This window comes from Streptomyces sp. NPDC096046, from assembly GCF_040303285.1.
Taxonomy (GTDB): domain Bacteria; phylum Actinomycetota; class Actinomycetes; order Streptomycetales; family Streptomycetaceae; genus Streptomyces.
Genome location: NZ_JBEOSZ010000002.1, coordinates 233,599 through 258,034, shown reverse-complemented (window position 1 = coordinate 258,034; position 24,436 = coordinate 233,599). Strand labels below are relative to the sequence as shown.

Below are 24,436 nucleotides of genomic sequence, written 5' to 3'. Positions count from 1 at the left end.
CCCATGTCTGCGCCTCACTCCGTGCTCAACGGAGACGTGGCGGCAGCACGGAGGACCTGTGTCGACCCACTCCCGTATGCCCACGCACCCCCTATGGGTCCCCTGCGGCTCGTCGCTGTCGCGCCGATTCGTCTCGGCGATCCGCGGCGCCCTCGTGATGGCGCTCGTGCTCTGCGCCGTCCTGCACGGCGTGTCCGAAGAGGCGCACGCCTCGGTGTCCGCGCCTGTCACGTCCTCGGTGACGGCAGCGGGCATGGACCCTCATGGCCCCCACCTCCCCCACGGGGCCGAGGAGTGCGCCGCGGGCGTGATCGTGCGCGCCGCGGCCCAGCCGGCCACGGAACTCGCTCTGGCCGTCGTACTCCTTGCCGTGTCCGTGGTGGCCGGGAGACCCCTCCTGCGGCGTGGCCGCCGTAGCCGTCGCAGCGCACGCACCGGCCGCCTCGCGCTCGCTCGCACCTCGCGGTGGCGGATCTAGACCACTCGCTCGCAGCCGAAGGACTTCACGGCTGCCGCGCGCCCATGGCCTGAGCGCGGACGCATCGTCCGCTCGTGACCAGGACGCGCGAGATGAACCGCACAGGTATTCATCGAGCGAGAGTGAACACAAAGACATGCAGTCATTGACCAAGGCCGCGACCCCCTCCGGCCGGCCCGCCCTGTCCGGGCTGGTGGGCAACACCCCGCTGCTGCGGGTGTCGGAGCCGCTGGCCCCGGCCGGGCGGGGCTTCTGGGCGAAGCTCGAAGGCTTCAACCCCGGCGGCATCAAGGACCGTCCGGGGCTGCACATGGTGGAGCGGGCCCGTGCCCGTGGCGACCTGCGGCCCGGCGGGCGGATCATCGAGTCCACGAGCGGGACCCTGGGACTGGGGCTGGCTCTGGCCGGGATGGTGTACGGCCATCCGGTCACCCTGGTCACCGATCCGGGTCTTGAGCTGTCCATGACCCGGCTGCTGACCGCGTACGGAGCCCAGGTCAACGTCGTCTCCGAGCCGCACCCCACCGGAGGCTGGCAGCAGGCCCGCCGTGACCGCGTGCAGCGGCTGCTGGAGCAGCACCCCGGCTCCTGGTGCCCGGACCAGTACAACAACCCCGACAACGTCGCCGCCTACACACCGCTGGCTCTCGAACTCGCCTCCGAGATGGGCCACATCGACGTGCTGGTGTGCAGCGTCGGCACCGGAGGCCACTCGGCCGGCGTCTCCCGCGTCCTGCGCCAGCTCTACCCCGAGCTGACTGTCATCGGCGTGGACACCATCGGTTCCACGATCTTCGGCCAGCCCGCCCGGACCCGCCTGATGCGCGGCCTCGGCTCCAGCATCTACCCCCGCAACGTCGCCTACGAGAACTTCTCCGAGGTGCACTGGGTAGCCCCGCACGAGGCCGTGTGGACCTGCCGCCAACTGGCCACCTCCCACTACGCCACCGGCGGCTGGAGCGTCGGCGCGGTCGCGCTGGTGGCGGGCTGGCTGGCCCGCACGATGCCGGCCGACGCACGGATCGTCGCGGTCTTCCCCGACGGCCCGCAGCGATACCTGGGGACCGTCTACGACGACGACTACTGCGCCGCCCACGGCCTGCTGGAGTCGCCGCCGGCACCCGAACCGGAGCTGCTCGGCCGCCTGGACGAGAAGGAGGTCACCCGCTGGACCCGGTGCACCACCGTCGTCGACCCCCTCACGCTGCGAGACGCCCAGGGCGCACCGGCCGTCGAGGCCGGAGCCTCGGAGGAGGACCGGTGAAGGGGCTGCTCACCCAGGTCCGGTCGTACGAAGGCAGCGTCCAGTTGTTGATGGTCAACCAGTTCACCATCAACCTCGGCTTCTACATGCTGATGCCCTATCTGGCCGCCCACCTCTCCGGAACGCTCGGGCTCGCCGGCTGGATCGTCGGACTCGTCCTCGGCGTACGCAACTTCAGCCAGCAGGGCATGTTCCTGGTCGGCGGCACACTCGCCGACCGGCTCGGCTACAAACCGCTGATCGTCGCCGGATGCGTGCTGCGCACCCTCGGCTTCGCGACGCTCGGATTCGTCGACTCCCTGCCTGCCCTGCTCGCCGCTTCAGCGGCCACCGGGTTGGCCGGGGCGCTGTTCAACCCGGCCGTACGGGCCTACCTCGCGGCGGACGCGGGGGAGCGCAGGGTCGAGGCGTTCGCGCTGTTCAACGTGTTCTACCAGGCAGGCATCCTGCTGGGCCCGCTGGTCGGCATGGTGCTGACCGGGGTGGACTTCCGCGTCACCTGCCTGGTGTCGGCCGGGATCTTCGCGGTGCTGAGCGTCGTACAGATCCGCGCGCTGCCCGCCAGGACGCCGGAGGACACCGAGCGGAAGGACCCTCACGCCGGCCAGGGTGTGCTCGCCCAGTGGCGCGGCATCCTCGCCAACCGGCCGTTCGTGCTCTTCTCCATCGCCATGATCGGTTCGTACGTCCTGTCCTTCCAGGTCTATCTGGCGCTGCCGCTGGAGGTACGCCGGCTCGGCGGCGACGGGCAGTTCGGCACGGCGGCGGTCGCGCTGCTCTTCGCCGTCTCCGGACTGGCCACGATCCTCGGTCAGACGCGGGTGACGGCCTGGTGCAAGGCACGGTACGAGCCAGGACAGGCACTCGTGCGCGGACTGGCGGCGATGGGATCGGCCTTCGTGCCGCTGCTGCTCGCCACCGCCGTGCCGGTACCGGAGTCCGGGATCGGACTGTGGCTGCTCGCGGCGGTTCCGCCGACGCTCGCCGCGCTGCTGCTGGCCATCGGCACGATGATCGCCTACCCGTTCGAGATGGACACCATCGTCCGCCTCTCCGGTGACCGCCTCGTCGCCACCCACTACGGGCTGTACAACACGATCTGCGGCATCGGCATCACCGTCGGGAACCTCGGCACGGGCGCCGCGCTCGACACCGCCCGCGCGGCCGGGATGCCCGCGCTGCCGTGGATCACGCTGTGTGCGCTCGGGCTGGCCTGCGCGGCCGCCTTGTACGGCCTGTACCGCACCGGACGGCTGACGGCGCCGTCCTCCGAGCCGCTCGCCGCGACCGCCTGACCCACCCACCGGCCCACCGGCCCAGGGGCGGGGGCACCACACGGTGCCCCCGCCCCTACTGGGCCCTGCCCTTCTCCAGGAGTCCGCCATGCCCGCTCCCGCGGTGCCCTTCCCCGAGCCGACCCCCTTGCAGCTCCGCCCCTTCCGGGCAGTGCGCTATGACGCGGACCGTGTCGGCGACCCGTCCGAGCTCCTCTCCCCGCCCCACGACGACCTTCACCCAGCCCAGATCCGCGCGCTCCGGCGCCAACCGCACCACGTGGCGCGACTGCTGTACGCGGACGCGCCGCAGGACGCCGCCCGCGAACTGGGACGCTGGCTGCGGCGCGGCGTACTCCGCCGGGACGAGCGGCCCGCACTGTACGTCTACCAGCAGCAGCGTGGCGCCCGGATCCTCCAACGTGGCCTGGTCGGGGACCTGTTGCTGCCACGTCAGGCGGGACAACTGCTGCCGCACGAAGACGTGTCGGCTCATGCGGTCCGGCAGCGCGCCGCCCATATGTCGGGGCTCCGCGCCCAACTGGAACCACTGCTGCTGGCCCACCGGGGCACAGAGTCGACGTCGGCACGGCTCGTGGACCACATCACCCGCCGAACACCGGTCGCCGTCGCCCGGACCGGACAGATCACCCACATCATGTGGGCGTGCGACGATCCCGCGGAACTCGCGCTTCTGTCCGGCGGCCTGTCCGTCGGGCAGGCCCTCATCGCCGACGGCCACCACCGCCACGCCGCCTGCCTGCACCTGTGCGCGGACGCGGCAGGCCCGTGGACCAGCAGCCTCGCCCTCCTGGTCGATACCGTGACGTACCCTCTGCGGCTCTCCGCGATCCATCGAGTACTGCCGGCACTGGAACCGGAGAAGGCCGCACGCAGGGCGGCCGAAGTGGCCCGGGTACTCCCGTTGCCGGGAGGGCCGCGTCCGCCCGGGCCCGGTGAACTCGTACTCACCGGCGGGGGAGAGGCCTGGAGCATCACACATCCCGACCCTCGAACCCTGGAAGAAGCCCTGGTGGGTCATCCCCGCCAGTGGGCGCGGCTCCCCGCTGCCGTCAGCGACCACCTGCTGCTCCGTCACGCCTGGTCCGTCCCCGACCTGCCCGGTGCCGTGACGTACCTCCACGACATCCGCCAGGCCACGACCGCCGTGTCCGCAACGGGGAGTGGCAGCGCGCTCCTGTTGCCCGTGATCAGTCGGGACACGGTGTGGGAACTGGCCGGTGCCGGCGTGTTGTTGCCGCGGAAGTCCACCTCGTTCGGTCCCAAGCCGACGGCCGGTCTGGCCATGCGCGTGCTGGGCCTGTCGTAGTGCCGTTCCGGCGGTCTCGACGGGGATGTGCCGCCATGTCGAGATGTGGGATCACCGAGGCACGCGGACCGCACCCTGGGGAGAGACGGCCGATGAGGAGAGGCCTCCCGAAGCACCCTCCTGCCTGCGAGGGCCGGTGCGAGGGCCGGTGGGGGCGGATGAGCGACCGGTGGGGCGCCGGTCCGTGAATCGACTGAGTAGCATGTCCGGCATGTTGCGTGTGAGCAGTCGGCTGCGTGTGGGAGGGGCCCTCGGGTACCTCCTGCTGGTCGCCGCGCTCACCTTCGGCGTGTTCGCCATGCACACGATGGGTCATCCCGAGCACTCGTCCGGCTCAGGGGCAGGCGGCGCACCCCATGCGGTCGCCGGCGCGCACCAGGACGTCATGGCCCAGGAGACCGCCCGGACCGGTACGTCCACGGAGCCCGTGGCCATGGCGGACCACGGGGCGGTCGCGCCGCCCGAAGCGACCGCGGACGGGCCCATGACGGGCATGGACGTGCTGTCCGTTTGTGTGGCGGTGCTCACCGGATGGCTGCTGTGGTTGTTCCTGTGCGCGGCGGCCCGCCGTAAGGAGCGGCTGACGGCCCTGCTCGCCCGAGCGATGGCCGTGATGGGCCCCCTCCCGCCGCCACCCAGACCTCTCCTCGCTCAGCTGTCAGTCCTGCGGATATAGGCCGGAACCGCGGCGCGGGCTTCGCATGCCCACGCACACCGCGCGTACCAGCACCTTCACCGCAGAACTGATCAAGCGAGGTATTACGCACATGACCGCCCACAACCCTGCCCTGCGTCGTCGTCTTCGTCGTCGTTCGGCCATCGTGAGCACTGTCGTGGCAGGCGGGCTGCTGCTCGCCGCATGCGGCGGGGACGACACGGAGGGCATGGACCACGGGAGCGGCAGCTCCGCCTCCGCCACCTCCACCCCGACGGCGGGTGACAACCCGGCGCCCGGCGCCTTCAGCGACGCGGACGTCGTGTTCGCGCAGATGATGATCCCGCACCACGAGCAGGCCCTGGAGATGTCCGAGCTCGCGGACGGCCGTGCTGCCGACGCGGAGATCAAGACCCTGGCCGCGGACATCGAGAAGGCGCAAGACCCCGAGATCCGGACCATGAAGTCGTGGCTGAAGGCCTGGGGCAAGCCGGAGTCCGCCCAGGAGAGCATGCCGGGCATGAACCATGGGTCCGGTGGCATGGACCACGGCTCCGGGATGTCCGGGATGATGTCCGAAGAGGACATGAAGAAGCTCAAGGCCGCCAAGGGCACCGAGTTCGACCGGATGTTCGCGGAGATGATGATCGAGCACCACAAGGGTGCCATCACGATGGCGGAGGACGAGCAGAAGAAGGGCCGTAACGACCCGGCCAGGAAGCTCGCCGCCGACGTCGTGAAGACCCAGTCCGCCGAGGTCGAGACGTTCGAGAGGATCCTCGACCGGCTCTGATCCACATCCGGCCACTGACCGCCCGGGGCTCCCAGGCCCGCGCCCGGGGAGCCCGGGCGGTCATCCCCCCTTGTTACCGTCACCGTGATCGGCCGTCGCCGCTCCGGTGCGCCCGCACGCCTGCGAGGAATCATGAACAAGCGTTGTGCCGCCATGGCGGCCACGGCCCTGGCTCTCACCCTTTCCCTGGTTGCCTGCTCCGACCGGGGAGACGACACGGACTCGACCGGCTCCACCGCTTCCGGGAAGACCGTGAGCCACATCCACGGTCTCGGTCTGGACCCCGCCGACCAGCGCCTGTACGTCGCCACCCACGAAGGCGTCTACACCCCCGGCGCCGAGGCGGAGCCGGAGCTGGTCGGAAACAGCAAGGACGACTTCATGGGCTTCACCGTGGCGGGCGCGAAGACCTTCTATGCCAGCGGCCACCCGACCACCGGGGGCAACAAAGGGCTCATCAAGAGCACCGACGCGGGCAAGACCTGGACGTCCCTGTCCTTGTCCGGCGAGTCCGACTTCCACGCCTTGGAGTTCGCACACGGCACGGTCTACGGCTACGACTCCACCAACGGTCTGGTGCGCACCACCAAGGACGGCGTCTCCTGGAAGGACGGCGCGCGGGTGGAAGCCGCCGACATCGCGGTCAGCCCGCGGGAACCCGACCTCGTGCTCGCCACCACCGCCGACGGCGTAGCCCGCAGCGCCGATGGCGGCAGCACCTTCGCCAAGGGTGAGAAGCCGGTGATGGCCTTCCTCTCCTGGGCGGCGAAGGACGCCTTGTACGGCATCGACACCTCCGGCGCCGTACACCGCAGCAGTGACGGCGGCAGCACCTGGAAGAAGGCCGCCACCGTTCCGGGCGGCCGGCCCCAGGCTCTCACCGCCGTCGACGCCGAGCACATCCTGGCAGCCACCCAGAGCGGGGTGTACGAGTCGAAGGACGGCGGCAAGGCGTTCACGAAGCGCCTCGCCGTCGAGTCGAGCGGCGCCCACTGAGCGGTATCTCCCCACGCGGAGACTGCGCACCGGCTGGGCCGTCCGGGAAACCCCCGGTCGGGGGCCGGGTGTTGACCCTGTAGGTTCTGCGCCATGGTGCGATACGCGGAGCCGGGCGCGGTGGAATGGGTGGAGTCGGGCGGCGGGCCGCTGATAGCGGTACCGGAGCCCGTCCTGCCGTTCTGGGCGGGCGCCGACGGCGAGGAGACGGCCTCGGACTACGACCGGGCCTGCGAGGTGGACGGCCACGTCGGCCTCCTCCCGGTCGGCGACTGCACCGCCCTGGTCCTGGGTGACGAGCCCGCCTCGACCGCCTATCTGCCGGACCACGGCGTGTTCGTCCGGTGGTGCGCCGGCGACTCCGAGGACGAACTCCTGGCGAGCGTCCCGGCGGCGGCCGCCACGGCGCAATGGGGACCGGAGACGACCTGGAAGGTGCCCGGCCCCGTCCGCCTCTTCGACGCGGCCTGGCCCGGGACGGACCTCACGGGCACCGACCAGGTACGGGTGGTGCTGGAACCGGGGAGGTACGCGGTCCGCGCGGCGAGGGTCCAGCCGGGCCCGGAGACCTGGCTGGACCTGATCGAGCTGCGCCTCCAGGCGCCGCGGTAGCGACGCCCCGCAAGGGCGCCTACAGCCGGGACAGTTCGTCCACCAGGTCGTCCAGCCCCAGGGAGCCCTGGGACAGCGCCGCCATGTGCCACGCCTTCGGGTCGAAGGCGTCGCCGTGCCGCGTGCGGGCGTTCTCGCGGCCGAGCAGCCAGGCCCGCTCGCCGAGCTTGTAGCCGATCGCCTGGCCCGGCATGGACAGGTAGCGCGTCAGCTCGCTCTCCACGAAGTCGGCCGGGCGGCTGCTGTGCGAGCCGAAGAACTCCTGGGCCAGCTCGGGCGTCCAGCGCTCCCCGGGGTGGAAGGGGGAGTCGTCCGGGATCGTCAGCTCCAGGTGCATGCCGATGTCGATGATGACGCGCACCGCCCGCATCATCTGCGCGTCCAGGTAGCCGAGCCGGCGCTCCGGGTCCGTGAGGAAGCCCAGTTCGTCCATCAGCCGCTCCGCGTACAGCGCCCAGCCCTCGGCGTTGGCGCTCACCATGCCGACGCTCGCCTGGTAGCGGGAGAGGTCCTGCGCCACGTGCTTCCACTGGGCCAGCTGGAGGTGGTGGCCGGGAACGCCCTCGTGGTACCAGGTCGACACCAGGTCGTAGACCGGGAAGCGCGTCTCGCCCATGGTCGGCAGCCAGGTGCAGCCCGGCCGCGAGAAGTCGTCCGAGGGGGGCGTGTAGTAGGGAGCGGCGGCGCTGCCCGGAGGGGCGATGCGCGACTCCACCCGGCGCACCCGCTCGGCCAGGTCGAAGTGGGTCCCGTCGAGCGCGTCCATCGCCTCGTCCATGAGGCTCTGCAGCCAGTCGCGGACCTCGTCGACTCCCTCGATGTGCGTGCCCTGCGTGTCGAGGTGGGCCAGTGCCTCCCACGGTGTGCCCGCGCCCGGCAGGATCTTCTCGGCCTCTCTCCTCATCTCGCCGAGGAGGCGGTGGTACTCGGACCAGCCGTAGGCGTACGCCTCGTCCAGGTCGAGGTCGGTGCCGTTGAAGTAGCGCACCCAGCGCGCGTACCGCTCCCGGCCCACCACGTCGGGCGCGCCCTCGATCGCCGGCGTGTACACGTCCCGCATCCAGTCGCGCAGCCGGACGACGGCCTCGGTGGCCGAGCGGGCGGCGGCGTCCAGCTGTGAGTGCAGGGACTCGGGGCCGGCGGCGGCGTACTGCTCGAACCAGCCGTGGCCCTCGCCGTCGGCGTCGGCCCATTCGCCGAGCTGCCCCACGAAGGTGGCGGTGGCGCGGGGGCCGCCGTACAGCTTCCGCTCCAGGCCGAGCGCGAGGGACCGGCGGTATCCCTCCAGCGCGTCCGGGACCGCGCGCAGCCGCTCGGTGATCGCCGCCCAGTCCTCCTCCGACTGCGCCGGCGTCACGGTGAACACCTGCCGCACCGCATGGGCGACGGAGCTCAGGTTGCTGACGGAACGCAGGCTCTCGTCGGCCTCGTGCACCGCGAGTTCGGCGCCCAGCCGCTCGCGCAGCAGCCGCGCGCACCGGCGTTCGATGTCACGGTCCGCGCCGGGCAGCCGCTCGGCCTCGTCCAGCCGGGCCAGCGTCCGGCGTGCCAGCTCCGCGAGCGCCTCCTGGCCCGCGGGTGAGGTGTCGGGCAGCCTGCTCGAACTCTCCTTGTCGCCGAGGAACGTACCGGTGATCGGATCGAGGGCGACGAGCTCGTCGACGTACGCGTCGGCGACCTCACGGGGCAGCGGGCTCTTGATCTCAGACATGCGGCCATCCTCGTACGACGGACCGCACACGTCACGCGGATTGAGCCGAGGGCGAAGGCGGCAGCAGCGGCCCGCACTCCCACTGCTGGAAGATCAGCCGGGTCTCCACCCGCGCCACCTCCCGGCGCGAGGTGAACTCGTCCAGCACCAGCCGCTGGAGATCGGCCATGTCGGCGACCGCGACATGGACCAGATAGTCGTCCGGGCCGGTCAGGTGGAAGACCGTCCGCGACTCCGGCAGGGCCCGGATCCGCTCCACGAACGGCCCCACCAGCTCCCGCCGGTGCGGTCTGACCTGCACCGACAGCAGGGCCTCAAGTCCGCGCCCCAGCTTGGCCGGATCCAGCTCCAGCCGGTGACCGAGGATGACGCCCGAGCGGCGCAGCCGCGTCACCCGGTCCAGACAGGTCGACGGCGCCACCCCGACCTGCGCGGCGAGATCCCGGTACGTCGCCCGGGCGTCGTTCTGCAACAGCCGCAGCAGATGGAGATCCACCGGATCGAGTACGACGGATTCGGCCATGGGCCGAACGTAGCACGGGATATCGTGCCGACGACCCGGCCGATGTTCACCCTTGCCCCCATGGACATGGACACAACGAGCACGCGCGCCCACGACGACGTACGCACCGCACCGCGAGCCCTCGCCACCGAGGCCGTGCACGCCGGGCGGGACGACCTCGCCCGGCAGGGGCTGCACGCCCCGCCGATCGACCTGTCCACCACCTACCCGTCCTACGACAGCCGCGGCGAGGCGGCCCGTATCGACGCCTTCGCCACCACCGGCGCCGAGCCCGACGGCCCGCCGGTCTACGGACGGCTGGGCAACCCGACCGTCGCCCGCTTCGAGACGGCTCTGGCCCGCCTGGAGGGCACCGAGGCGGCGGTGGCGTTCGCCAGCGGCATGGCCGCGCTGAGCGCCGTCCTCCTCGTCCGTGGCTCGATGGGCCTGCGGCACGTCGTCGCCGTCCGTCCCCTCTACGGATGCAGCGACCATCTGCTGACCGCCGGGCTGCTCGGCTCGGAGGTGACCTGGACCGACCCGGCCGGGGTCGCGGACGCGCTGCGCCCCGACACCGGTCTGGTCCTGGTCGAGTCCCCGGCCAACCCCACCCTCGCCGAGGTCGACCTGCGGGCCGTCGCCCACGCCTGCGGCTCGGTGCCGCTGCTCGTGGACAACACCTTCGCCACACCCGTCCTGCAGCGCCCCGCGGAGCAGGGCGCCCGGCTGGTCCTGCACAGCGCCACCAAGTACCTCGGCGGGCACGGGGACGTGCTCGCGGGCGTCGTCGCCTGCGACGAGGAGTTCGCCGGCCGGCTGCGTCAGGTGCGTTTCGCCACGGGCGGCGTCCTGCACCCGCTGGCCGGATATCTGCTGCTGCGCGGTCTGTCCACCCTGCCCGTCCGGGTCCGGGCGGCCTCCGCCACCGCCGCCGAACTGGCCCGCCGCCTGGTCGCCGACCCGCGGATCGCCCGGGTGCACTACCCGCGCATCGGCGGCGCCATGGTCGCCTTCGAGGTGCACGGCGACCCGCACGAGGTCATCGCCGACGTCCGCCTGATCACCCCGGCGGTGAGTCTGGGCAGCGTGGACACCCTCATCCAGCACCCGGCCTCCATCAGCCACCGCATCGTCGACGCGGACGACCGCAGGGAAGCGGGGGTGAGCGACCGGCTGCTGCGCATGTCGGTGGGTCTGGAGGACGTGGAGGACCTGTGGTCGGATCTCGACCAGGCCCTCTCCGGCCCTCAGGGGGGCGGGCGGAACCGCGCGACGAGCCGCACCGCGCCCGCCCCCGTCGGCTGACGACGACGGCTACGGCGCCGAGGTGCTTCCCAGACCTTCCGCGCCCGACGCGACGACCTCGCCCAGCCGTGCCGTGATGACCAGCGTCCCCTCCTCGACCTGGTAGTCGAGAGGCAGCCCGAGCCCGCGCATCGCGGCCACCATCCCCGTGTTGGAGGCCTGCGTCACGGCATACACACTCGAGCAGCCCGCCTCGGCGGCCATCCCGGCCAGTCGCCCCAACAGCTGCGCGCCGACGCCCCGCCGCTGCCACGCGTCCTCGACGAGCAGCGCGACCTCCGTCTCGTCCCCGTCCCACAGGAGGTGACCGAGCCCGACGATCCGCCCGGAGGCCGTCTGCACGGCGAGGGTGCGGCCGTAGCGCGGACTGAGCAGGTGGTTGAGGTACCGGTCGGCGTCCCGCACGGGCCCGTGATAGCGCAGCCTCAACGTGTGCGGGGAGCACCGCTCGTGCATCGCCCTGGCCGCTTCGAGGTCGCGTGTGTCGGCCCGCCGCACGGTGATGTCGCTGCCCTCGGCGAGGGTGAGCTGGTCCCGCCCGTGCGGGAGACGCGGCCCGAGCCGGGCGTCCAGTTCCACCAGGGCCCTGGCCCGGGCGAACTCGGTCGGGGTGAACGGCAGATACGGCCGCTCCACGGTGATCACTCCGCCTTCGGGAGCGCGCAGCCGCATCACCGTGTCGTCGAGCGCCCCCTCCACCGGAAGGCCGCCCGGCGCCCGGCCGGCGCCGGCCCGAGCGGGCTGGGAACGGATCGTGCACCGGCCCAGCAACTGCCGCAGGGCGAGCGGGAGCTCCGCCGCGTCCAGGGCCGTGCGGGCGGCCAGCCCGAGGATGCGGGTCGGCGCGTCCACCAGGTCGTGGGCGTCGGCCCGCTCGATCCAGGTGTCGGCGCCACCGGCCGACTCGACGGCCGCGGTGATCCCGGCCGCCGGCAGACCGGCCGGGCCCCGCAGCAGGAACTCGTCGACCGTGCCTTCGGCCAGCGGGTGCGTCTGGAGGCTCAGGATGTCGACCCTCTGCCCGGCCAGGGCCGCGCAGAGGGTCGCCAGAGACCCCGGTTCGTCCTGCACCGTGGTCCGCATCCGCCACAGGGTGTTCGCCCCCGGCACCGGCTCCGGCGCCGGGGACCCGGTATCACGCGTCGGCGGTGCGTGTTCGTGGCGTCGTGTTCGCCAGGTCCGGAACGTCTCGGAGATCCGCTGCCACGGTGTGGCGGGGCGGGAGTCGGCGTCGTGGTGCGGCACATGAGTCACTTCTCGCGTCATGCACCCACTGTGAAGGAACGGTGTTGCGCGATCGAGAACGTTCTGTGACTGCCGGGTAAAGGGCGGGTTTTCCCTCTTTGTCGACGCTTCAAACTTTGCGTTCCGTACCTACTGGCCGACCCGGCCCGGCTGGAGCACCTGCGTGAACAACACCGTGCCGTCCTGCTCCCGCAGACGGACCGTCAGCTCTCCGCTGTGGCCGTCGACGTCCACCTCGCCGAAGAACTGGAAGCCCCCGGCGGGCGAGACGTTGGCGGTCGTCGGTGCCTTCACGAACACACGGTCCGGTCCGAAGGTTCCGTCCAGCGCGTTCGCCGGGAAGGCACCGGCGTTGAGCGGACCCGAGACGAACTCCCAGAACGGCTCGAAGTCGCTGAAGACCGCCTTCGACGGCTGGTAGTGCTGCGCCGAGGTGTGGTGCACATCGGCGGTCAGCCACACCGTGCCCGTGATCCGCCGGTGCTTGACGAACCGCAGCAGTTCGGCGATCTGCAGCTCACGGCCGAGCGGCTTGCCGGGGTCGCCCTGCGCGACCGCCTCGATGTTCGGCGCGTCCGGGACGACCAGGCCGATCGGCATGTCGGAGGCGATCACCTTCCACACGGCCCGGGAGCGGGACAGCTCGCGCTTGAGCCACTGAAGTTGCTCGTGGCCGAGAATGCCCTGCGGATCCACCGGCTGGTCGTTCGGCGAGTTGGCGTTGCGGTAGGTGCGCATGTCCAGGACGAAGACGTCCAGCAGCGGACCGTGATGCTGCACGCGGTGGACACGGCCGCCGGGGCGGCGCAGCGTGGAGATCGGGAAGTACTCCGAGAAGGCCCGGCGGGCACGGGCGGCGAGCACGTCGACGCGCTTCTCGGTGTACCGGGCGTCGGTGAGGATCTCGCCCGGGTACCAGTTGTTGGTGACCTCGTGGTCGTCCCACTGGACGATGGACGGGACCCGGGCGTTGAAGGCCCGCAGGTTCTCGTCGAGCAGGTTGTACCGGAAGTTGCCGCGGAACTCCCCGAGCGTCTCGGCGACCTTGGCCTTCTCCTCGGTGGTGACGTTCCGCCAGGTCCGGCCGCCGGGCAGGGCCACGGTCTCGGTGATCGGGCCGTCGGCGTAGACGGTGTCGCCGCTGCACAGGAAGAAGTCCGGGTCGAGGGCGGCCATCGCGTTGTAGATCGTGTAACCGCCGAACTCCGGGTTGATGCCCCAGCCCTGCCCGGCCAGGTCGCCGGACCAGACGAACCGCACACCGTCGCGGCGCTTGGCCGACGCCGTGCGGAAGGTGCCGGTGACCGGCTCGCCGGTGCGGCGCGGGTCGTCCGGGTCGGCCAGCAGCACGCGGTAGTGGATCTGCTCGCCGGACGGCAGGCCCCGCAGCCGGGTCGTGCCGGTGAAGTCGGTGCCCGGACCCAGCCGTGGGCCGTGCCATCTGCGGGCGGCGCGGAACGACTCGGTCGCCGACGTCTCGACGATCATCCGGGCCGGACGGTCGGAGCGCACCCACACCAGCCCGGAGTCGCAGGTCACGTCTCCCGCCTGCACACCCCACCCCGCCGTCGGGCGCCCGGAGCGCGCGAACGCGGGTGCCGCGCCGAGAGCGGTGGGCAGGGACAGGGCCGCCGACGCGGCGAGGGAGCCACGCAGGACGCTACGGCGCCCGGGCAACGGACGGTGTGACATGGATGTGCCTCCAGGGACTCGATCCGGCCAGTGTGCAGAGCCACACCTACTGGCACGCCGCAGCGCACACACGAACCCCGAGTGAACAACTGCCCGCGGGAGGAGGGAACCGGCGAACCGGCCGGATCATCCGGCCGCGGCCTCGGCCATCAGCCGTACGCCCTCGGCGATCCTGGCGGGCGGCACATGGGCGTACCCCAGGACGAGCCGAACCTCCTCGGCACCCTCCGGTTCGGTCCGCGGGTGGGCGTACGCCGACAACGGGCGTACCGCCACTCCCGCCTCCGCCACCCGCGCGAGGAAGTGCTCCTCCGGTCCGCACCGTTCCGGCAGTGTGGCGATCACATGCAGGCCCGCGGCGATCCCGGACACCCGGGATCCGGGGAAGTGCGCGTCCAGGGCGGCGACCAGCGCGTCACGCCGCTCGCGGTAGGCGCGCTGGCAGCGGCGCAGCTGGCGGTCGTAGTCGCCGCGTTCCAGGAACCGGGCGAACACCGCCTGGTCGAGGGCGGGGTGGCCGAGGTCCATGGTGCGTTTGCGTTCGACGATCTCCTGCGCCCAGGACTCCGGCACCAGCAGCCAGCCCAGCCGCAGGCCCGGGGCGAGGGACTTGCTGACCGAGCCCGTGTAGGCCACGCGGTCCGGGTCGAGGCCCTGGAGCGCGCCGACGGGAGCACGGTCGTAGCGGAAGTCGCCGTCGTAGTCGTCCTCCAGGACGATGCCGTCCACGGCCCGCGCCCAGTCCAGCAACTCGGCGCGACGCCGGGCCGAGTAGGCGATGCCGGTGGGGAACTGGTGGGCCGGGGTCGTCACCACGGCCCGTAGGCCCGACGCCCGCAGTGGCCCGGGGGCGACCCCCTCCTCGTCCACCGGCAGCGGTACGACGCCGACCCCGGCCGCGCCGTACAGCGCGTCGTGCTGGGGACTGCCCGGGTTCTCCACGCCGACCGCGCGCACCCCGCGCGCGTGCAGCGCGAAACCGAGCAGGGTCGTCGCCTGGGCCACCCCCGAGACGACCACGATCCGTTCCGGGTCGGCCACCACGCCCCGCCGCCGGGCGAGCAGTTCGGCCAGCGCGCCGCGCAGCCGCGGCAGCCCGCGCGGATCGGGGTAGCCCAACTCCTGGTGCGGCAGTTCCGCCAGCACACCGCGGTGCGCGGCGGCCCACGCCGCGCGCGGGAACAGGGCCAGGTCCGGTGTCCCGGGCACGAAGTCCGCCCGGGAGCCGGGCGATCGCGGAGCGAGGTCGTGCGCCCGCGGCCGTGCGGCCCGGACGGCCGCGCCCACCCACGTGCCGGCGCCCCGGCCGCTGCGCAAGTAGCCCTCCGCCGTCAGCTGCTCGTACGCCTCCGTGACCAGCCCGCGCGACACCCCGAGGTCCGCCGCGAGGTCCCGGCTCGACGGCAGCCGGGTGCCCGGCGTGAGCCGGCCCGAGCGGACCGCCTCGCGCAGCGCCGCCTGCAGGGAACGGCCCCGTGTGCGTGCCGGTGCCGACGCGGCGGGGAGCAGCAGTTCCCAGGCGGCGGACGCGCCACCGTCGCCCGGGACGCTCTGCGTTGGTCTCATGGGGGGAGACCTTAAGCCGTCCCCGGCGTGGGGTCAGCGGCTGCCGTCGAGCACCACCCGGGCCACCAGCGCCGGGTCGTCGTTCATCGGGACGTGGCCGCAGCCGGGCAGCCGCACCAGCCGGGCCCCGGGGATGACGCCCTTGGCACGCACGCCCTGACGGGGGATGAGCAGCCGGTCCCGGTTGCCCCACGCCACGGTGACCGGCGTGCCCACGATGTCGTCGGTGAACCGCACGGTCCGGCCGGAGCGCAGCGTCTCGGAGAACCCCTGGGCCCGGGCCAGCGCGAGCGTCTCGGCGACCACGGCCTCGGGGGACCGGCGGCCCGGGCGGGCGTAGATGGTGCTCGTCAGCAGGGTGCGGCCGATGGCCGGGCGGGCCAGTCGCTCCACCAGCGGCGGCGGCATCCGCCGGGCGATCTGCCGCATCGTCATCAGCACCGTGAAGGCGTAGCGGCGCTCGGCCGCGTTCCAGAACCCGGCGGGGGACAGGGCGGTGACCGAGCGGACGAGGCGCGTGCGGGCCAGGTCCAGGGCCAGCAGGCCGCCCAGCGAGTTTCCGGCCACGTGCGGCCGTTCGATCTCCAGCGCTTCGCACAGGGCCGTGAGGACCGCGCTCATCGTGGGCAGGTCGTGGGCCATGCCGTCCGGCAGCGCCGGCGACTCGCCGCAGCCGGGCAGGTCCACGGCGATCACATCACGCTCGGCCGCCAGCGCGGGGATCACCGGATCCCACACCTGGCGGTGGTGACCGATGCCGTGCAGCAGGAGGAGCGGCTCGCCGCTGCCCCGGCGCGTGTAGGACAGGGTCACGCTCTGCTCGCCCTGCGCGGAGGCGACGTTGAAGGAGACGGTGGCGGACATGGGGTGCTCCTCGGCTGTACTCGCTGACGGACGCCGTAGACAGCTTGTCAGCAATTACTACCCGCGGGTAGCCCCATGGTGGCGTCACCTTCACGGCCCTGGGCCGCTCAACGCGACCGGCGCGCTTCCCGGTTGAACTCACCGTGCCCGAACGGCCGGAACAGGCCGGCCCGCAGGGGGCAGCCACATGTCCACGCCGGGTGCAACGACCGATGTCGGCATGACAGCGCGCGGGGGCCCTCTGCCGCCCCGCGCGCGTGCCGCCCGGTTGCCCCCGAGATCGAGCACGCGCCCGGTTGGCGGCCCCAACTCCCCGGGCCGGGCCGTCACCTGCTCCTTGGCGCCCGGGCCCTCTCCGCACACGAAGACGTTGTGCTCTCCCGGCACACGGTCCGGTTCCGCCATCACCCGGCAGCCGGCCGTGTTGAGCGTCTTCACCACGCGTGCCCGTGCAAGCGCCCGCTGGTCTGCTCACCCCTGCTGTCCGACCCGACGGGGGCAGCCGCAGCTCACCCTCCGCGAACGCAGCGGATCGGCCACGTCCACGAGGACTTCCCGCCGAGGTTGTCCGTCCCTCCGCCTCCCGCGCGGTGAGCGCCACCCGTCCTCCGGCCGCGTTCACCACGACCTGCCCGAACTCCGCCGCCTCCGCGAACGCAGCGGATCGGCCACGTCCACGAGGACTTCCCGCCGAGGTTGTCCGTCCCTCCGCCTCCCGCGCGGTGAGCGCCACCCGCCCTCCGGCCGCGTTCACCACGACCTGCCCGAACTCCGCCGCCTCCGCGAACGTCCCCACGCCCGCACCGGGCCCGGCGGCGGACCACCGCACGGCGGCCGTGTCGTCCCTCGTGCGCGAGCCCGGCCGCACCTCCTGGCCCGGCTCCACCAGCGGTTCGCCGAGCGTGCGCCCGACCTGTCCCCGTGCCCGGCGCCGCGTACCGCATCGCCACCTCCCGGCCGTACCGCCGTTCACCGGTGTCCTATCGGCCAGTCTGTCCGGGAAGAGAAGGTTCCGCCTGGACAGGGCCGCAGCGGTGGGCTGGGATGGAGCCGTGACCACCGAGACCGCGACCGATGTCTTCGAAGCACACCGTCCCGTCCTGCTGGGCGTCGCCTACCGCATGCTGGGGCGCGTCGCCGACGCGGAGGACGTGGTCCAGGAAGCCTGGCTGCGCTGGTCCGGCGCCGCTCGCGACGACGTGCGCGAACCACGCGGCTACCTCGTGCGGATCACCACCCGGCTCGCCATCGACCGGCTGCGCCAGATCAAGGCCCGCGACGAGACGTACGTCGGCCCCTGGCTGCCCGAACCCTACGTCACCGACTTCGGCGACACCGTCCCGGACACCGCCGAGCGCGTCGTGCTCGCCGACTCCGTCTCCCTCGCCGTCCTCGTCGTACTGGAGTCGCTGTCGCCGCTGGAGCGGGCCGTGTTCGTGCTGCGCGAGGCCTTCGGCTTCCCCTACGCCGACATCGCCGCCATGCTCGACCGCGGCGAACCGGCGGTGCGCCAGCTGGCCGGGCGGGCCCGCAAGCACGTCGGGGAGCGGCGCCCGCGCTACGAGGTCGACCCCGCCCGGCGCCGCGACCTCACCGAGCGGTTTCTCGCCGCCGCCGCCGACGGCGACCTCGAAGGCCTGATGGCGCTGCTCGCCCCGGAGGTGCGGCTCGTCGGCGACAGCGGCGGCACGTCACGGGCGCCGCTGCGGGTCCTGCGGAGCGCCGACAAGGTGGGCCGCTTCCTCGTCGGCGCGGCGCGCAAGGGTGTCGCGGACTTCTCCGTCCGTTTCCTGGAGCTCAACGGCGGCCCGGCCGTCCTCGTCCTGTCCGGCGGCAGACCCGACTCCGTCTTCCAGATCGACGTCGCCGACGGCCGGGTCCAGGCCGTCTACATCATCCGCAACCCCGACAAGCTGCGGTCACTGGCCGCCGCGTGACCGGACGACCCGGGCCCGCCGAGGCCCCCGACCACGGGCCGTGAACGTTCCCGACCATTGGTCTTGACCAAGGATCAGGGCCGCCCTATGGTCGCAGAGAAGTGCAACAACCTTTAATAAACAAGGGCGCTGAAACGCCGCCGACCACGGCTATCGCGGAGGACAGGGTGGGGACCACGCAGCTGGAATCGGTGCAGGAACCGAAGTACTGGCATCTCAAGACGGTGCTCAGCCAAGCGCTCGACTCGGAGTTCTCGGTGGGGGAGATCCTTCCCAACGAGCGCGACCTCGCGGCCCGCTTCGGCGTCGCCCGCGCCACGCTCCGCCAGGCCCTGGAGCAGCTCGAACTCGAAGGCAGGCTGCAGCGCCGCCGCGGAGTCGGGACGACCGTCGCGCCGCCCCGCATGGGCGTCTCGCTCGGCACCGGCCCGCACACCTGGCCGGGCGGCCCCGAGGACGCCTGGCAGCCCGTCGACTGCACGGTGGCGGTGCCGCCCGCGGCGGTCGCCGAGGCGCTGGAGACCGGCGAGCAGGAGTCCGTGCACGTCGTGCGCCGCTCCCGTGTCTCGCACGGCCGGCCCGTGGCCGCGGAACTGCTCTACGTCCCGCGGTCCTCGGTACCCGACCTCTCCGGCATCGACGCGCCGTCCGCGGCGGCACACGCGCGTGCGGTGCTGCGCGAGCTGCAGCGGCTGGAGCCGGAGCGGCAGGAGAACGCGGTGGAGCTCGGCTCCGCCGGCGCCGACGAGGCCAAGGAACTGGACCGGCTGCCCGGAGCGCCCGTGCTGGTGGTGACCACGCGGTTCGTCGCCGAGGGGCGGACGGCCGCGTTGTCGGTGGCGACCTATCGCGCCGACACGTGCCGGTTGACCTTCGGCGACTCGGGAGACGTGGAGATTCACGCCGGGCTTCAGCGGCAGGCTTCCTGACCCGGACGCCGTGGGCCGTGCGGTGAGCGGGGCTGCGGGTCCGTCGTGGCCTGTCGCGCGGTTCTGCGCGCCCCCGGGGGGAGGGCGCGGCCGCTCAAGGACGTTCCACGGTGAACAGCTGTTCCTCCACGTGGTCCAGGGCCAGGCGCAGGGCGCCCGTCGCCACGGCCGCGTCTCCCAGGCTGGAAAGGGTCACCTCCGGGGGGCGCAGACAGTAGCGCGCGAGTTCCCGGCGCAGGGGTGGCAGGACGCCGTCCAGACCCGCCGCCCAGCCGCCGATGACGACCAGCTCCGGGTCCAGGGCGAGGACGAGGGCCGCCACGTCGTGGACCAGGCGCTGGATGAAGCGGTCGACGGCCGCGCGGGCCCGCTGGTCGCCGCCGCGGGCCTGGGCGAAGACCTCGGCGACGGCCTGCTCGTCGAGCGGGTGCAAGGGCTCGTCGGTGGTCGACAGGAGCGTCTCGGGCGTCACCCCCCGGCCCAGCAGATGCAGCGCGCCGATCTCGCCGGCCGCTCCGCCGTAACCCCGGTGCAGCCGGCCCCCGATCAGCGAACCGGCGCCCGGGCTGAGCCCCGCCAGCACGAACACCACGTCGTCCGACTCGGTGGCGGCGCCCTTCCAGTGTTCGGCGACGGCCGCGGCGTTGGCGTCGTTTTCGACCAGCACCGGGCACTTGAACGACCGGCTCAGCCGCTCGCCCAGCCGCAGCCCCGTCCAGCCCGGCAGCGCCGTGCCCAGCCGCACCGTGCCGTCCGCCTCGACGATCCCGGGCGTGGCCACGCCCACGGCCCGCAGCGAGCCGCGTGCGACACCGGCCCGCCGCAGCAGCTCCGCGACGGCCCCGCGCAGCCGCTCCAGTCGCTCGTCCGCCCCCGCCGTCTCGGGGACCTCCTTGGCCTGGGCGCCGATCACCCGGCCGTCCAGGTCGGACAGCAGCGCGGCCACCCGGTGCGCCCCGATCTCCAGCCCCAGCAGATGCCCGGCCTCCGCCCGGAAGCGGAACCGCCGCGCCGGGCGCCCCTGCCGCCGGGCGGCGCCCTCCTCGGCGGCCTTCTCGACGACGAGCCCCGCCTCGATGAGCCCCTCGACGACGCCCTCGACGGTCGGCCGGGACAGCCCCGTCACCCGGGTGATCTCGGTCAGCGTCGCGCAGTCCGTGGCACGCAACGCGTGCAGCACCACCGCGGAGTTGATCCGTCGCAGCAGCGAGGGGTCCCCGCCGGTCAGCCGCCCCACCGTCCGTCCTCCCAGGTCGTGCGCGTGTTGGCCGGATCGTACTTCGGTACGGCACACCCCGGCGAGGGGCAGGCGCCGGCTCTCGCGGTCAGCCCGGCGCCACGAAGCCCGACTCGTACGCCGCGATCACCGCCTGGGTGCGATCGCGCGCCCCCAGTTTCGCCAGCACCGAGCTGACGTGCGACTTCACGGTCTCGGTCCCCACGATCAGCCGGGCGGCGATCTCCGCGTTGGACAGGCCCCGCGCCATCAGCCGCAACACCTCGGTCTCGCGCTCGGTGAGCTGGGCCCGCTCCAGCAGCGCCCGAGCCGCACGGTTCCCTCCCGTGTCGCCGTACTCGGCGGCGAGCTGCCGCACCGAGGCCGGGAACAGCAGCGACTCGCCCTCGGCGATCAACCGCACCGCGTGCACGATCTCGGCGGGCCGGGCACGCTTCAGCAGGAACCCGTCGGCTCCCGCCCGCAGCGCCTCGTACACGTACTCGTCGTTCTCGAAGGTCGTCACCACGAGGATGGGTGCGTCGGCGGCCAGCTTGTCGAGCTACGACGGCACCCTCGGGCCGTGGTCGGGGCTCGCGGTGACCGGGCTGTGGACGGCCGCCGCCTTGCTGGCCGGGGCCTGGAGCCTGCGACGCAGGGACGCCTGACGGCCGACCGGATGACGGCCCGCCAAGTGTCAGTGGGGGCGGGTTTACTGGAGGCATGAACATCGCACGGCACATCGCCCTCATCGACGAGCTGTGCTGCCGCCCCTTTCCGGCGGAGCACGGCCCGTCGGACGTCGGTGTCTCGGGGCCCGGTCACCACATCGCGGTGTTAGAAGCCGCGACGGACGGCGACCCGGCGGCCCGCGCGATGACGATCGACCAGTACGAGAAGGACCGGGACGCCGTCTACGAGCTCCTCGCCTCCCGCTGGGGCGACACCGCCCCGTACAACCTGCAGACCGTCCTGCTGCGCACGGCGGGGGAGGAGATACCCCGCCCCTGGGCCGAGTTGAGCGCGCGGGCGAGCGTGGCCCACCTGTGGGAGGTGGAGGGCACGGGCCGCTGGGTCGCCGTGGCGGTCGCGGACCGGGACCCCTCGCGGGAGGTGCAGTTGCTCGCCCTGATCACGCAGACGGACCCGCCGTAGCGGATCAGTCCTCGGTGGCGGCCTCCCGCAGCCGTCCGAACTCCTCCGCCATCGTCTCCAGCGTCCAGTGCGCGTTCAGCCCGCTCGGATTGGGCAGCACCCACACGCGCGAGTGGCCGATCGTCCGCGGCTGCGGACCCACCCGCGCCGTGCGGTCGTCGAACGCGGCGCGGTAGGCGGTCACCCCCACGACGGCCAGCCAGCGCGGCCGCAGCCGTTCCACCTTCGTCGCGAGCAGCCGCCCGCCCTCCCGGTACTCCGCCGCGCTCAGCTCGTCGGCCCGGGCCGAGGCCCGCGCCACGACGTTGGTGATGCCGAGCCCGTACGACGGCAACTCCTGCTGCTCCGACGGCTTCAGCAGCCGCGGCGTGAACCCGGACCGGTGCAGCGCCGGCCAGAAGCGGTTGCCGGGGCGGGCGAAGTGATGACCCGTCGCGGCTGTCATCAGACCGGGGTTGATCCCGCAGAACAGGACACGCAGGCCCTCCGCGACCACGTCGGGCACGACGCGGTCGCGGGCGGCCTGAAGCTCCTCGGGCGTGAAACGCGCCATCACGGGCGGCGTGTCAGAGGATCGCCCCGGGCGTGTAGCCCGCGGCCCGGGGGTGCTGCTTCACGATCTCCTCGATCCGGGCGACGACGGCGGCGACCTGGTCGCCCGCGGCGCCGGTGAAGGACAGCTTGTCGGCCATCAGCGCGTCGAGCCGGTCGCGGTCCAGCGGGATGCGCGCGTCGGCGGCCAGCTTGTCGAGCAGTTCGTTGCGCTCGGCGCCCCGCTCGCGCATGGCGAGCGCGGAGGCGACGGCGTTCTCCTTGATCGCCTCGTGCGCCAGCTCCCGGCCGACGCCCGCGCGCACGGCGCCCATCAGCACCTTCGTGGTGGCGAGGAACGGCAGGTAGCGGTCCAGTTCCCGGGCGACGACCGCCGGGAACGCGCCGAACTCGTCGAGCACCGTCAGGAACGTCTCCAGCAGACCGTCCAGCGCGAAGAACGCGTCCGGCAGCGCGACCCGACGCACCACCGAGCAGGACACGTCGCCCTCGTTCCACTGGTCGCCCGCCAGCTCGCCGGTCATCGAGGCGTAGCCGCGCAGGATCACCATCAGGCCGTTGACCCGCTCGCAGGAGCGGGTGTTCATCTTGTGCGGCATCGCCGAGGAGCCGACCTGGCCGGGCTTGAAGCCCTCGGTGACCAGCTCGTGCCCGGCCATCAGCCGGATCGTCTTCGCCAGCGACGACGGGGCCGACGCCAGCTGCACCAGTGCCGTCACGACTTCGTAGTCCAGCGAGCGCGGGTAGACCTGGCCGACCGAGGTGAAGGCCTGCGAGAAGCCCAGGTGCGTGGCAATCCGCTGCTCCAGGTCCGCGAGCTTCGCGGCGTCCCCGCCCAGCAGGTCCAGCATGTCCTGTGCGGTGCCGACCGGCCCCTTGATGCCGCGCAACGGGTAGCGGCCCAGCAGCTCCTCGACGCGGCCGTGGGCGGCCAGCAGCTCGTCGGCGGCGGTGGCGAAGCGCTTGCCGAGGGTGGTGGCCTGCGCGGCCACGTTGTGCGAGCGGCCGGCCATGACCAGCTCGCCGTACTCGCCGGCCAGCTTGCCGAGCCGGGCCAGGACGGCCACCGTGCGGTCGCGCATCAGCTCCAGCGAGAGGCGGATCTGCAGCTGCTCGACGTTCTCGGTGAGGTCGCGGGAGGTCATGCCCTTGTGCACGTGCTCGTGCCCGGCGAGGTCGTTGAACTCCTCGATCCGTGCCTTCACGTCGTGCCGCGTGACCTTCTCGCGCTCGGCGATGGAGGTCAGGTCGACGGTGTCGAGGACACGCTCGTAGTCGGCGAGCGCCGCGTCCGGCACCTCGATCCCGAGGTCCTTCTGGGCCCGCAGCACGGCGAGCCAGAGCTGTCGCTCCAGCTTCACCTTGTGCTCGGGCGACCAGAGCGTGGCGAGCTCGGCGGAGGCGTAGCGTCCGGCGAGGACGTTCGGGATGCGGGGCTTGGCGGGAGCGGAAGTCACGTGCACGGATTCTACTGGCGATTCGTGCAGGCCAGCGCCCCGGGTGTCCTTGTCGGAACCTACGAGAGGGCCCCGGCCGCCTCCACCTGCGCCTACGCCCGGTCCTCGTACGGCAGCAGCTCCGGCCGCTTGGAGGGCAGGCCGTCGCCCGAGGAGCGGCCCGTCAGGCGGCGGGCTATCCACGGCAGGAGGTGCTGCCGGGCGAAGCGTGCGTCGGCCACGCGCCGCATGACCCAGCCGGGCGGCAGCGTCGCGGGCATCGGCGTGTGCCAGTCGGCGTCCTCGGGGTCGTAGCCCAGCGTCTGCCACACCGCCTCCGCGACCCGGCGGTGGCCCTCGGCCGTCAGGTGCAGCCGGTCCACGTCCCACATCCGCGGGTCGCTCAGGGACGGGGCTCCGTACAGGTCGACGACGATCGCGCTGTGCCGGGCGGCCAGCTCGTCGACGCAGGCGAACAGCTCCTCCATGCGCGGCCGGAACCGCTCCAGGACGGGACCCTGCCGGCCCGGGCTGCGCATCAGGACCAGCTGCCGGCACGCGGGGGCCAGCTTCTCCACGGCTTCCTCCAGCAGCCCGCGCACCCGGCCCATGTCGCACTTGGGCCGCAGCGTGTCGTTGAGCCCGCCGACCAGGGTGATCACGTCGGCGCCCATGGCCGCCGCGACGTCGACCTGCTCGTCGACGATCTGCCGGATCAGCTTGCCGCGCACGGCGAGGTTGGCGTACCGGAAGCCGGGCGTGCGGGCCGCCATCCGTGCGGCGAGCAGGTCGGCCCAGCCCCGGTAGGTGCCGTCGGGCATCAGGTCCGACATGCCCTCGGTGAAGGAGTCGCCGACCGCGACCAGGCTGCTGTAGGTGGGGTTCGTCTGCATGGCGACGGAAATGGTATCCCGTGCACATACC

Annotated in this window: 22 protein-coding genes and 2 pseudogenes; 13 read left to right on the top strand and 11 right to left on the bottom strand. The window is 72.7% G+C overall.

The window, feature by feature from the left end:
* Window positions 1-76 precede the first annotated feature (76 nt).
* The 8 genes from ABTX62_RS03595 to ABTX62_RS03560 all read left to right on the top strand — a co-directional run bounded on the left by ABTX62_RS03595 (window position 77) and on the right by ABTX62_RS03560 (window position 7,402).
* Entirely contained in the window at window positions 77-478 is a 402-nt protein-coding gene (locus ABTX62_RS03595) for a hypothetical protein (RefSeq protein ID WP_352114615.1), read from the top strand.
* A 136-nt stretch (window positions 479-614) separates the two neighbouring features.
* The gene (locus tag ABTX62_RS03590) at window positions 615-1,742 is read left to right on the top strand and encodes a PLP-dependent cysteine synthase family protein (RefSeq protein ID WP_352114614.1); all 1,128 of its coding nucleotides are present in this window, start codon (window positions 615-617) and stop codon (window positions 1,740-1,742) included.
* A complete protein-coding gene (locus ABTX62_RS03585) occupies window positions 1,739-3,037 on the top strand; it encodes an MFS transporter (RefSeq protein WP_352114613.1) in 1,299 nt (432 codons plus the stop codon). Before ABTX62_RS03590 ends, ABTX62_RS03585 begins: the two co-directional genes overlap by 4 nt.
* An 88-nt stretch (window positions 3,038-3,125) precedes the next feature.
* Window positions 3,126-4,346 (top strand): DUF1015 family protein, encoded by a 1,221-nt coding sequence (locus ABTX62_RS03580; RefSeq protein ID WP_352114612.1) that lies wholly within the window; start codon window positions 3,126-3,128, stop codon window positions 4,344-4,346.
* Window positions 4,347-4,557: 211 nt separating this feature from the next.
* Window positions 4,558-5,022: a hypothetical protein gene (locus ABTX62_RS03575; RefSeq protein ID WP_352114611.1), complete on the top strand. Its 465-nt coding sequence runs from the start codon at window positions 4,558-4,560 to the stop codon at window positions 5,020-5,022.
* A gap of 91 nt (window positions 5,023-5,113) precedes the next feature.
* Complete coding sequence (locus ABTX62_RS03570) at window positions 5,114-5,794, top strand: DUF305 domain-containing protein (protein WP_352114610.1); 681 nt, start codon at window positions 5,114-5,116, stop codon at window positions 5,792-5,794.
* Window positions 5,795-5,926: 132 nt separating this feature from the next.
* Complete coding sequence (locus tag ABTX62_RS03565) at window positions 5,927-6,790, top strand: F510_1955 family glycosylhydrolase (protein WP_352114609.1); 864 nt, start codon at window positions 5,927-5,929, stop codon at window positions 6,788-6,790.
* Between the two features lie 93 nt (window positions 6,791-6,883).
* The gene (locus tag ABTX62_RS03560) at window positions 6,884-7,402 is read left to right on the top strand and encodes an immunity 21 family protein (protein WP_352114608.1); all 519 of its coding nucleotides are present in this window, start codon (window positions 6,884-6,886) and stop codon (window positions 7,400-7,402) included.
* 19 nt (window positions 7,403-7,421) lie between these two features.
* On the opposite strand, the gene ABTX62_RS03555 is transcribed toward ABTX62_RS03560, so the two are convergent.
* Window positions 7,422-9,113: a DUF885 domain-containing protein gene (locus tag ABTX62_RS03555; protein WP_352114607.1), complete on the bottom strand. Its 1,692-nt coding sequence runs from the start codon at window positions 9,111-9,113 to the stop codon at window positions 7,422-7,424.
* A gap of 31 nt (window positions 9,114-9,144) precedes the next feature.
* Window positions 9,145-9,636, bottom strand: a complete 492-nt coding sequence (locus tag ABTX62_RS03550) for an Lrp/AsnC family transcriptional regulator (protein ID WP_283970851.1) — start codon at window positions 9,634-9,636, stop codon at window positions 9,145-9,147.
* A gap of 66 nt (window positions 9,637-9,702) precedes the next feature.
* Between ABTX62_RS03550 and ABTX62_RS03545 the strand changes: the two genes are divergently transcribed.
* A complete protein-coding gene (locus ABTX62_RS03545) occupies window positions 9,703-10,920 on the top strand; it encodes a trans-sulfuration enzyme family protein (protein ID WP_352114671.1) in 1,218 nt (405 codons plus the stop codon).
* Window positions 10,921-10,929: 9 nt separating this feature from the next.
* On the opposite strand, the gene ABTX62_RS03540 is transcribed toward ABTX62_RS03545, so the two are convergent.
* From ABTX62_RS03540 to ABTX62_RS03525, 4 genes are all read right to left on the bottom strand, one after another.
* The gene (locus ABTX62_RS03540; protein ID WP_352114606.1) at window positions 10,930-12,186 is read right to left on the bottom strand and encodes a GNAT family N-acetyltransferase; all 1,257 of its coding nucleotides are present in this window, start codon (window positions 12,184-12,186) and stop codon (window positions 10,930-10,932) included.
* A gap of 108 nt (window positions 12,187-12,294) precedes the next feature.
* A complete protein-coding gene (locus ABTX62_RS03535) occupies window positions 12,295-13,857 on the bottom strand; it encodes an alkaline phosphatase D family protein (protein WP_352114605.1) in 1,563 nt (520 codons plus the stop codon).
* Between the two features lie 126 nt (window positions 13,858-13,983).
* Complete coding sequence (gene pdxR / locus ABTX62_RS03530) at window positions 13,984-15,423, bottom strand: MocR-like pyridoxine biosynthesis transcription factor PdxR (protein WP_352114604.1); 1,440 nt, start codon at window positions 15,421-15,423, stop codon at window positions 13,984-13,986.
* A 33-nt stretch (window positions 15,424-15,456) separates the two neighbouring features.
* Window positions 15,457-16,287 (bottom strand): alpha/beta fold hydrolase, encoded by an 831-nt coding sequence (locus tag ABTX62_RS03525; RefSeq protein ID WP_352114603.1) that lies wholly within the window; start codon window positions 16,285-16,287, stop codon window positions 15,457-15,459.
* A gap of 1,052 nt (window positions 16,288-17,339) precedes the next feature.
* Between ABTX62_RS03525 and ABTX62_RS03520 the strand changes: the two genes are divergently transcribed.
* Together ABTX62_RS03520 and ABTX62_RS03515 are read left to right on the top strand one after the other, a co-directional pair.
* On the top strand, window positions 17,340-18,224 hold the full coding sequence (locus ABTX62_RS03520) for an RNA polymerase sigma-70 factor (protein WP_352114602.1): 885 nt from the start codon (window positions 17,340-17,342) through the stop codon (window positions 18,222-18,224).
* A 167-nt stretch (window positions 18,225-18,391) separates the two neighbouring features.
* Window positions 18,392-19,153 carry a GntR family transcriptional regulator gene (locus ABTX62_RS03515; protein ID WP_352114601.1) on the top strand — a complete coding sequence of 254 codons (762 nt, stop codon included), beginning with the start codon at window positions 18,392-18,394 and terminating at the stop codon, window positions 19,151-19,153.
* Between the two features lie 94 nt (window positions 19,154-19,247).
* On the opposite strand, the gene ABTX62_RS03510 is transcribed toward ABTX62_RS03515, so the two are convergent.
* Both ABTX62_RS03510 and ABTX62_RS03505 read right to left on the bottom strand, forming a co-directional pair.
* A complete protein-coding gene (locus ABTX62_RS03510) occupies window positions 19,248-20,390 on the bottom strand; it encodes an ROK family transcriptional regulator (protein ID WP_283970859.1) in 1,143 nt (380 codons plus the stop codon).
* An 88-nt stretch (window positions 20,391-20,478) separates the two neighbouring features.
* Window positions 20,479-20,904, bottom strand: a pseudogene (locus ABTX62_RS03505) (LuxR C-terminal-related transcriptional regulator); the annotation flags it as partial.
* A gap of 25 nt (window positions 20,905-20,929) precedes the next feature.
* Between ABTX62_RS03505 and ABTX62_RS03500 the strand changes: the two are divergent.
* Both ABTX62_RS03500 and ABTX62_RS03495 read left to right on the top strand, forming a co-directional pair.
* Window positions 20,930-21,037: pseudogene (locus ABTX62_RS03500) on the top strand (ABC transporter permease); the annotation flags it as partial.
* Window positions 21,038-21,092: 55 nt separating this feature from the next.
* The gene (locus tag ABTX62_RS03495; RefSeq protein WP_352114600.1) at window positions 21,093-21,524 is read left to right on the top strand and encodes a hypothetical protein; all 432 of its coding nucleotides are present in this window, start codon (window positions 21,093-21,095) and stop codon (window positions 21,522-21,524) included.
* A 4-nt stretch (window positions 21,525-21,528) separates the two neighbouring features.
* Here ABTX62_RS03495 and mug read toward each other — a convergent pair whose 3' ends face one another.
* The 3 genes from mug to ABTX62_RS03480 all read right to left on the bottom strand — a co-directional run bounded on the left by mug (window position 21,529) and on the right by ABTX62_RS03480 (window position 24,405).
* Window positions 21,529-22,077, bottom strand: a complete 549-nt coding sequence (gene mug / locus ABTX62_RS03490) for a G/U mismatch-specific DNA glycosylase (RefSeq protein ID WP_352114599.1) — start codon at window positions 22,075-22,077, stop codon at window positions 21,529-21,531.
* A 13-nt stretch (window positions 22,078-22,090) separates the two neighbouring features.
* Window positions 22,091-23,533, bottom strand: coding sequence for an adenylosuccinate lyase (purB, locus tag ABTX62_RS03485; RefSeq protein ID WP_352114598.1), 1,443 nt, complete (start codon window positions 23,531-23,533; stop codon window positions 22,091-22,093).
* 92 nt (window positions 23,534-23,625) lie between these two features.
* The gene (locus ABTX62_RS03480) at window positions 23,626-24,405 is read right to left on the bottom strand and encodes an SGNH/GDSL hydrolase family protein (RefSeq protein WP_352114597.1); all 780 of its coding nucleotides are present in this window, start codon (window positions 24,403-24,405) and stop codon (window positions 23,626-23,628) included.
* Between the last annotated feature and the right edge of the window lie 31 nt (window positions 24,406-24,436).

Excerpts from the sequence above, each read along its gene's own strand:
- ABTX62_RS03560 (WP_352114608.1), top strand. The coding sequence starts at position 6,884 with ATGGTGCGATACGCGGAGCCGGGCGCGGTGGAATGGGTGGAGTCGGGC.
- ABTX62_RS03570 (WP_352114610.1), top strand. The coding sequence starts at position 5,114 with ATGACCGCCCACAACCCTGCCCTGCGTCGTCGTCTTCGTCGTCGTTCG.
- ABTX62_RS03565 (WP_352114609.1), top strand. The coding sequence starts at position 5,927 with ATGAACAAGCGTTGTGCCGCCATGGCGGCCACGGCCCTGGCTCTCACC.
- ABTX62_RS03535 (WP_352114605.1), bottom strand. The coding sequence starts at position 13,857 with ATGTCACACCGTCCGTTGCCCGGGCGCCGTAGCGTCCTGCGTGGCTCC.
- ABTX62_RS03495 (WP_352114600.1), top strand. The coding sequence starts at position 21,093 with ATGAACATCGCACGGCACATCGCCCTCATCGACGAGCTGTGCTGCCGC.
- pdxR (WP_352114604.1), bottom strand. The coding sequence starts at position 15,423 with ATGAGACCAACGCAGAGCGTCCCGGGCGACGGTGGCGCGTCCGCCGCC.
- ABTX62_RS03555 (WP_352114607.1), bottom strand. The coding sequence starts at position 9,113 with ATGTCTGAGATCAAGAGCCCGCTGCCCCGTGAGGTCGCCGACGCGTAC.
- ABTX62_RS03545 (WP_352114671.1), top strand. The coding sequence starts at position 9,703 with ATGGACACAACGAGCACGCGCGCCCACGACGACGTACGCACCGCACCG.
- ABTX62_RS03540 (WP_352114606.1), bottom strand. The coding sequence starts at position 12,186 with ATGACGCGAGAAGTGACTCATGTGCCGCACCACGACGCCGACTCCCGC.
- ABTX62_RS03480 (WP_352114597.1), bottom strand. The coding sequence starts at position 24,405 with ATGCAGACGAACCCCACCTACAGCAGCCTGGTCGCGGTCGGCGACTCC.
- ABTX62_RS03580 (WP_352114612.1), top strand. The coding sequence starts at position 3,126 with ATGCCCGCTCCCGCGGTGCCCTTCCCCGAGCCGACCCCCTTGCAGCTC.
- ABTX62_RS03595 (WP_352114615.1), top strand. The coding sequence starts at position 77 with ATGCCCACGCACCCCCTATGGGTCCCCTGCGGCTCGTCGCTGTCGCGC.
- ABTX62_RS03550 (WP_283970851.1), bottom strand. The coding sequence starts at position 9,636 with ATGGCCGAATCCGTCGTACTCGATCCGGTGGATCTCCATCTGCTGCGG.
- mug (WP_352114599.1), bottom strand. The coding sequence starts at position 22,077 with ATGGCGCGTTTCACGCCCGAGGAGCTTCAGGCCGCCCGCGACCGCGTC.
- ABTX62_RS03525 (WP_352114603.1), bottom strand. The coding sequence starts at position 16,287 with ATGTCCGCCACCGTCTCCTTCAACGTCGCCTCCGCGCAGGGCGAGCAG.
- ABTX62_RS03590 (WP_352114614.1), top strand. The coding sequence starts at position 615 with ATGCAGTCATTGACCAAGGCCGCGACCCCCTCCGGCCGGCCCGCCCTG.
- ABTX62_RS03575 (WP_352114611.1), top strand. The coding sequence starts at position 4,558 with ATGTTGCGTGTGAGCAGTCGGCTGCGTGTGGGAGGGGCCCTCGGGTAC.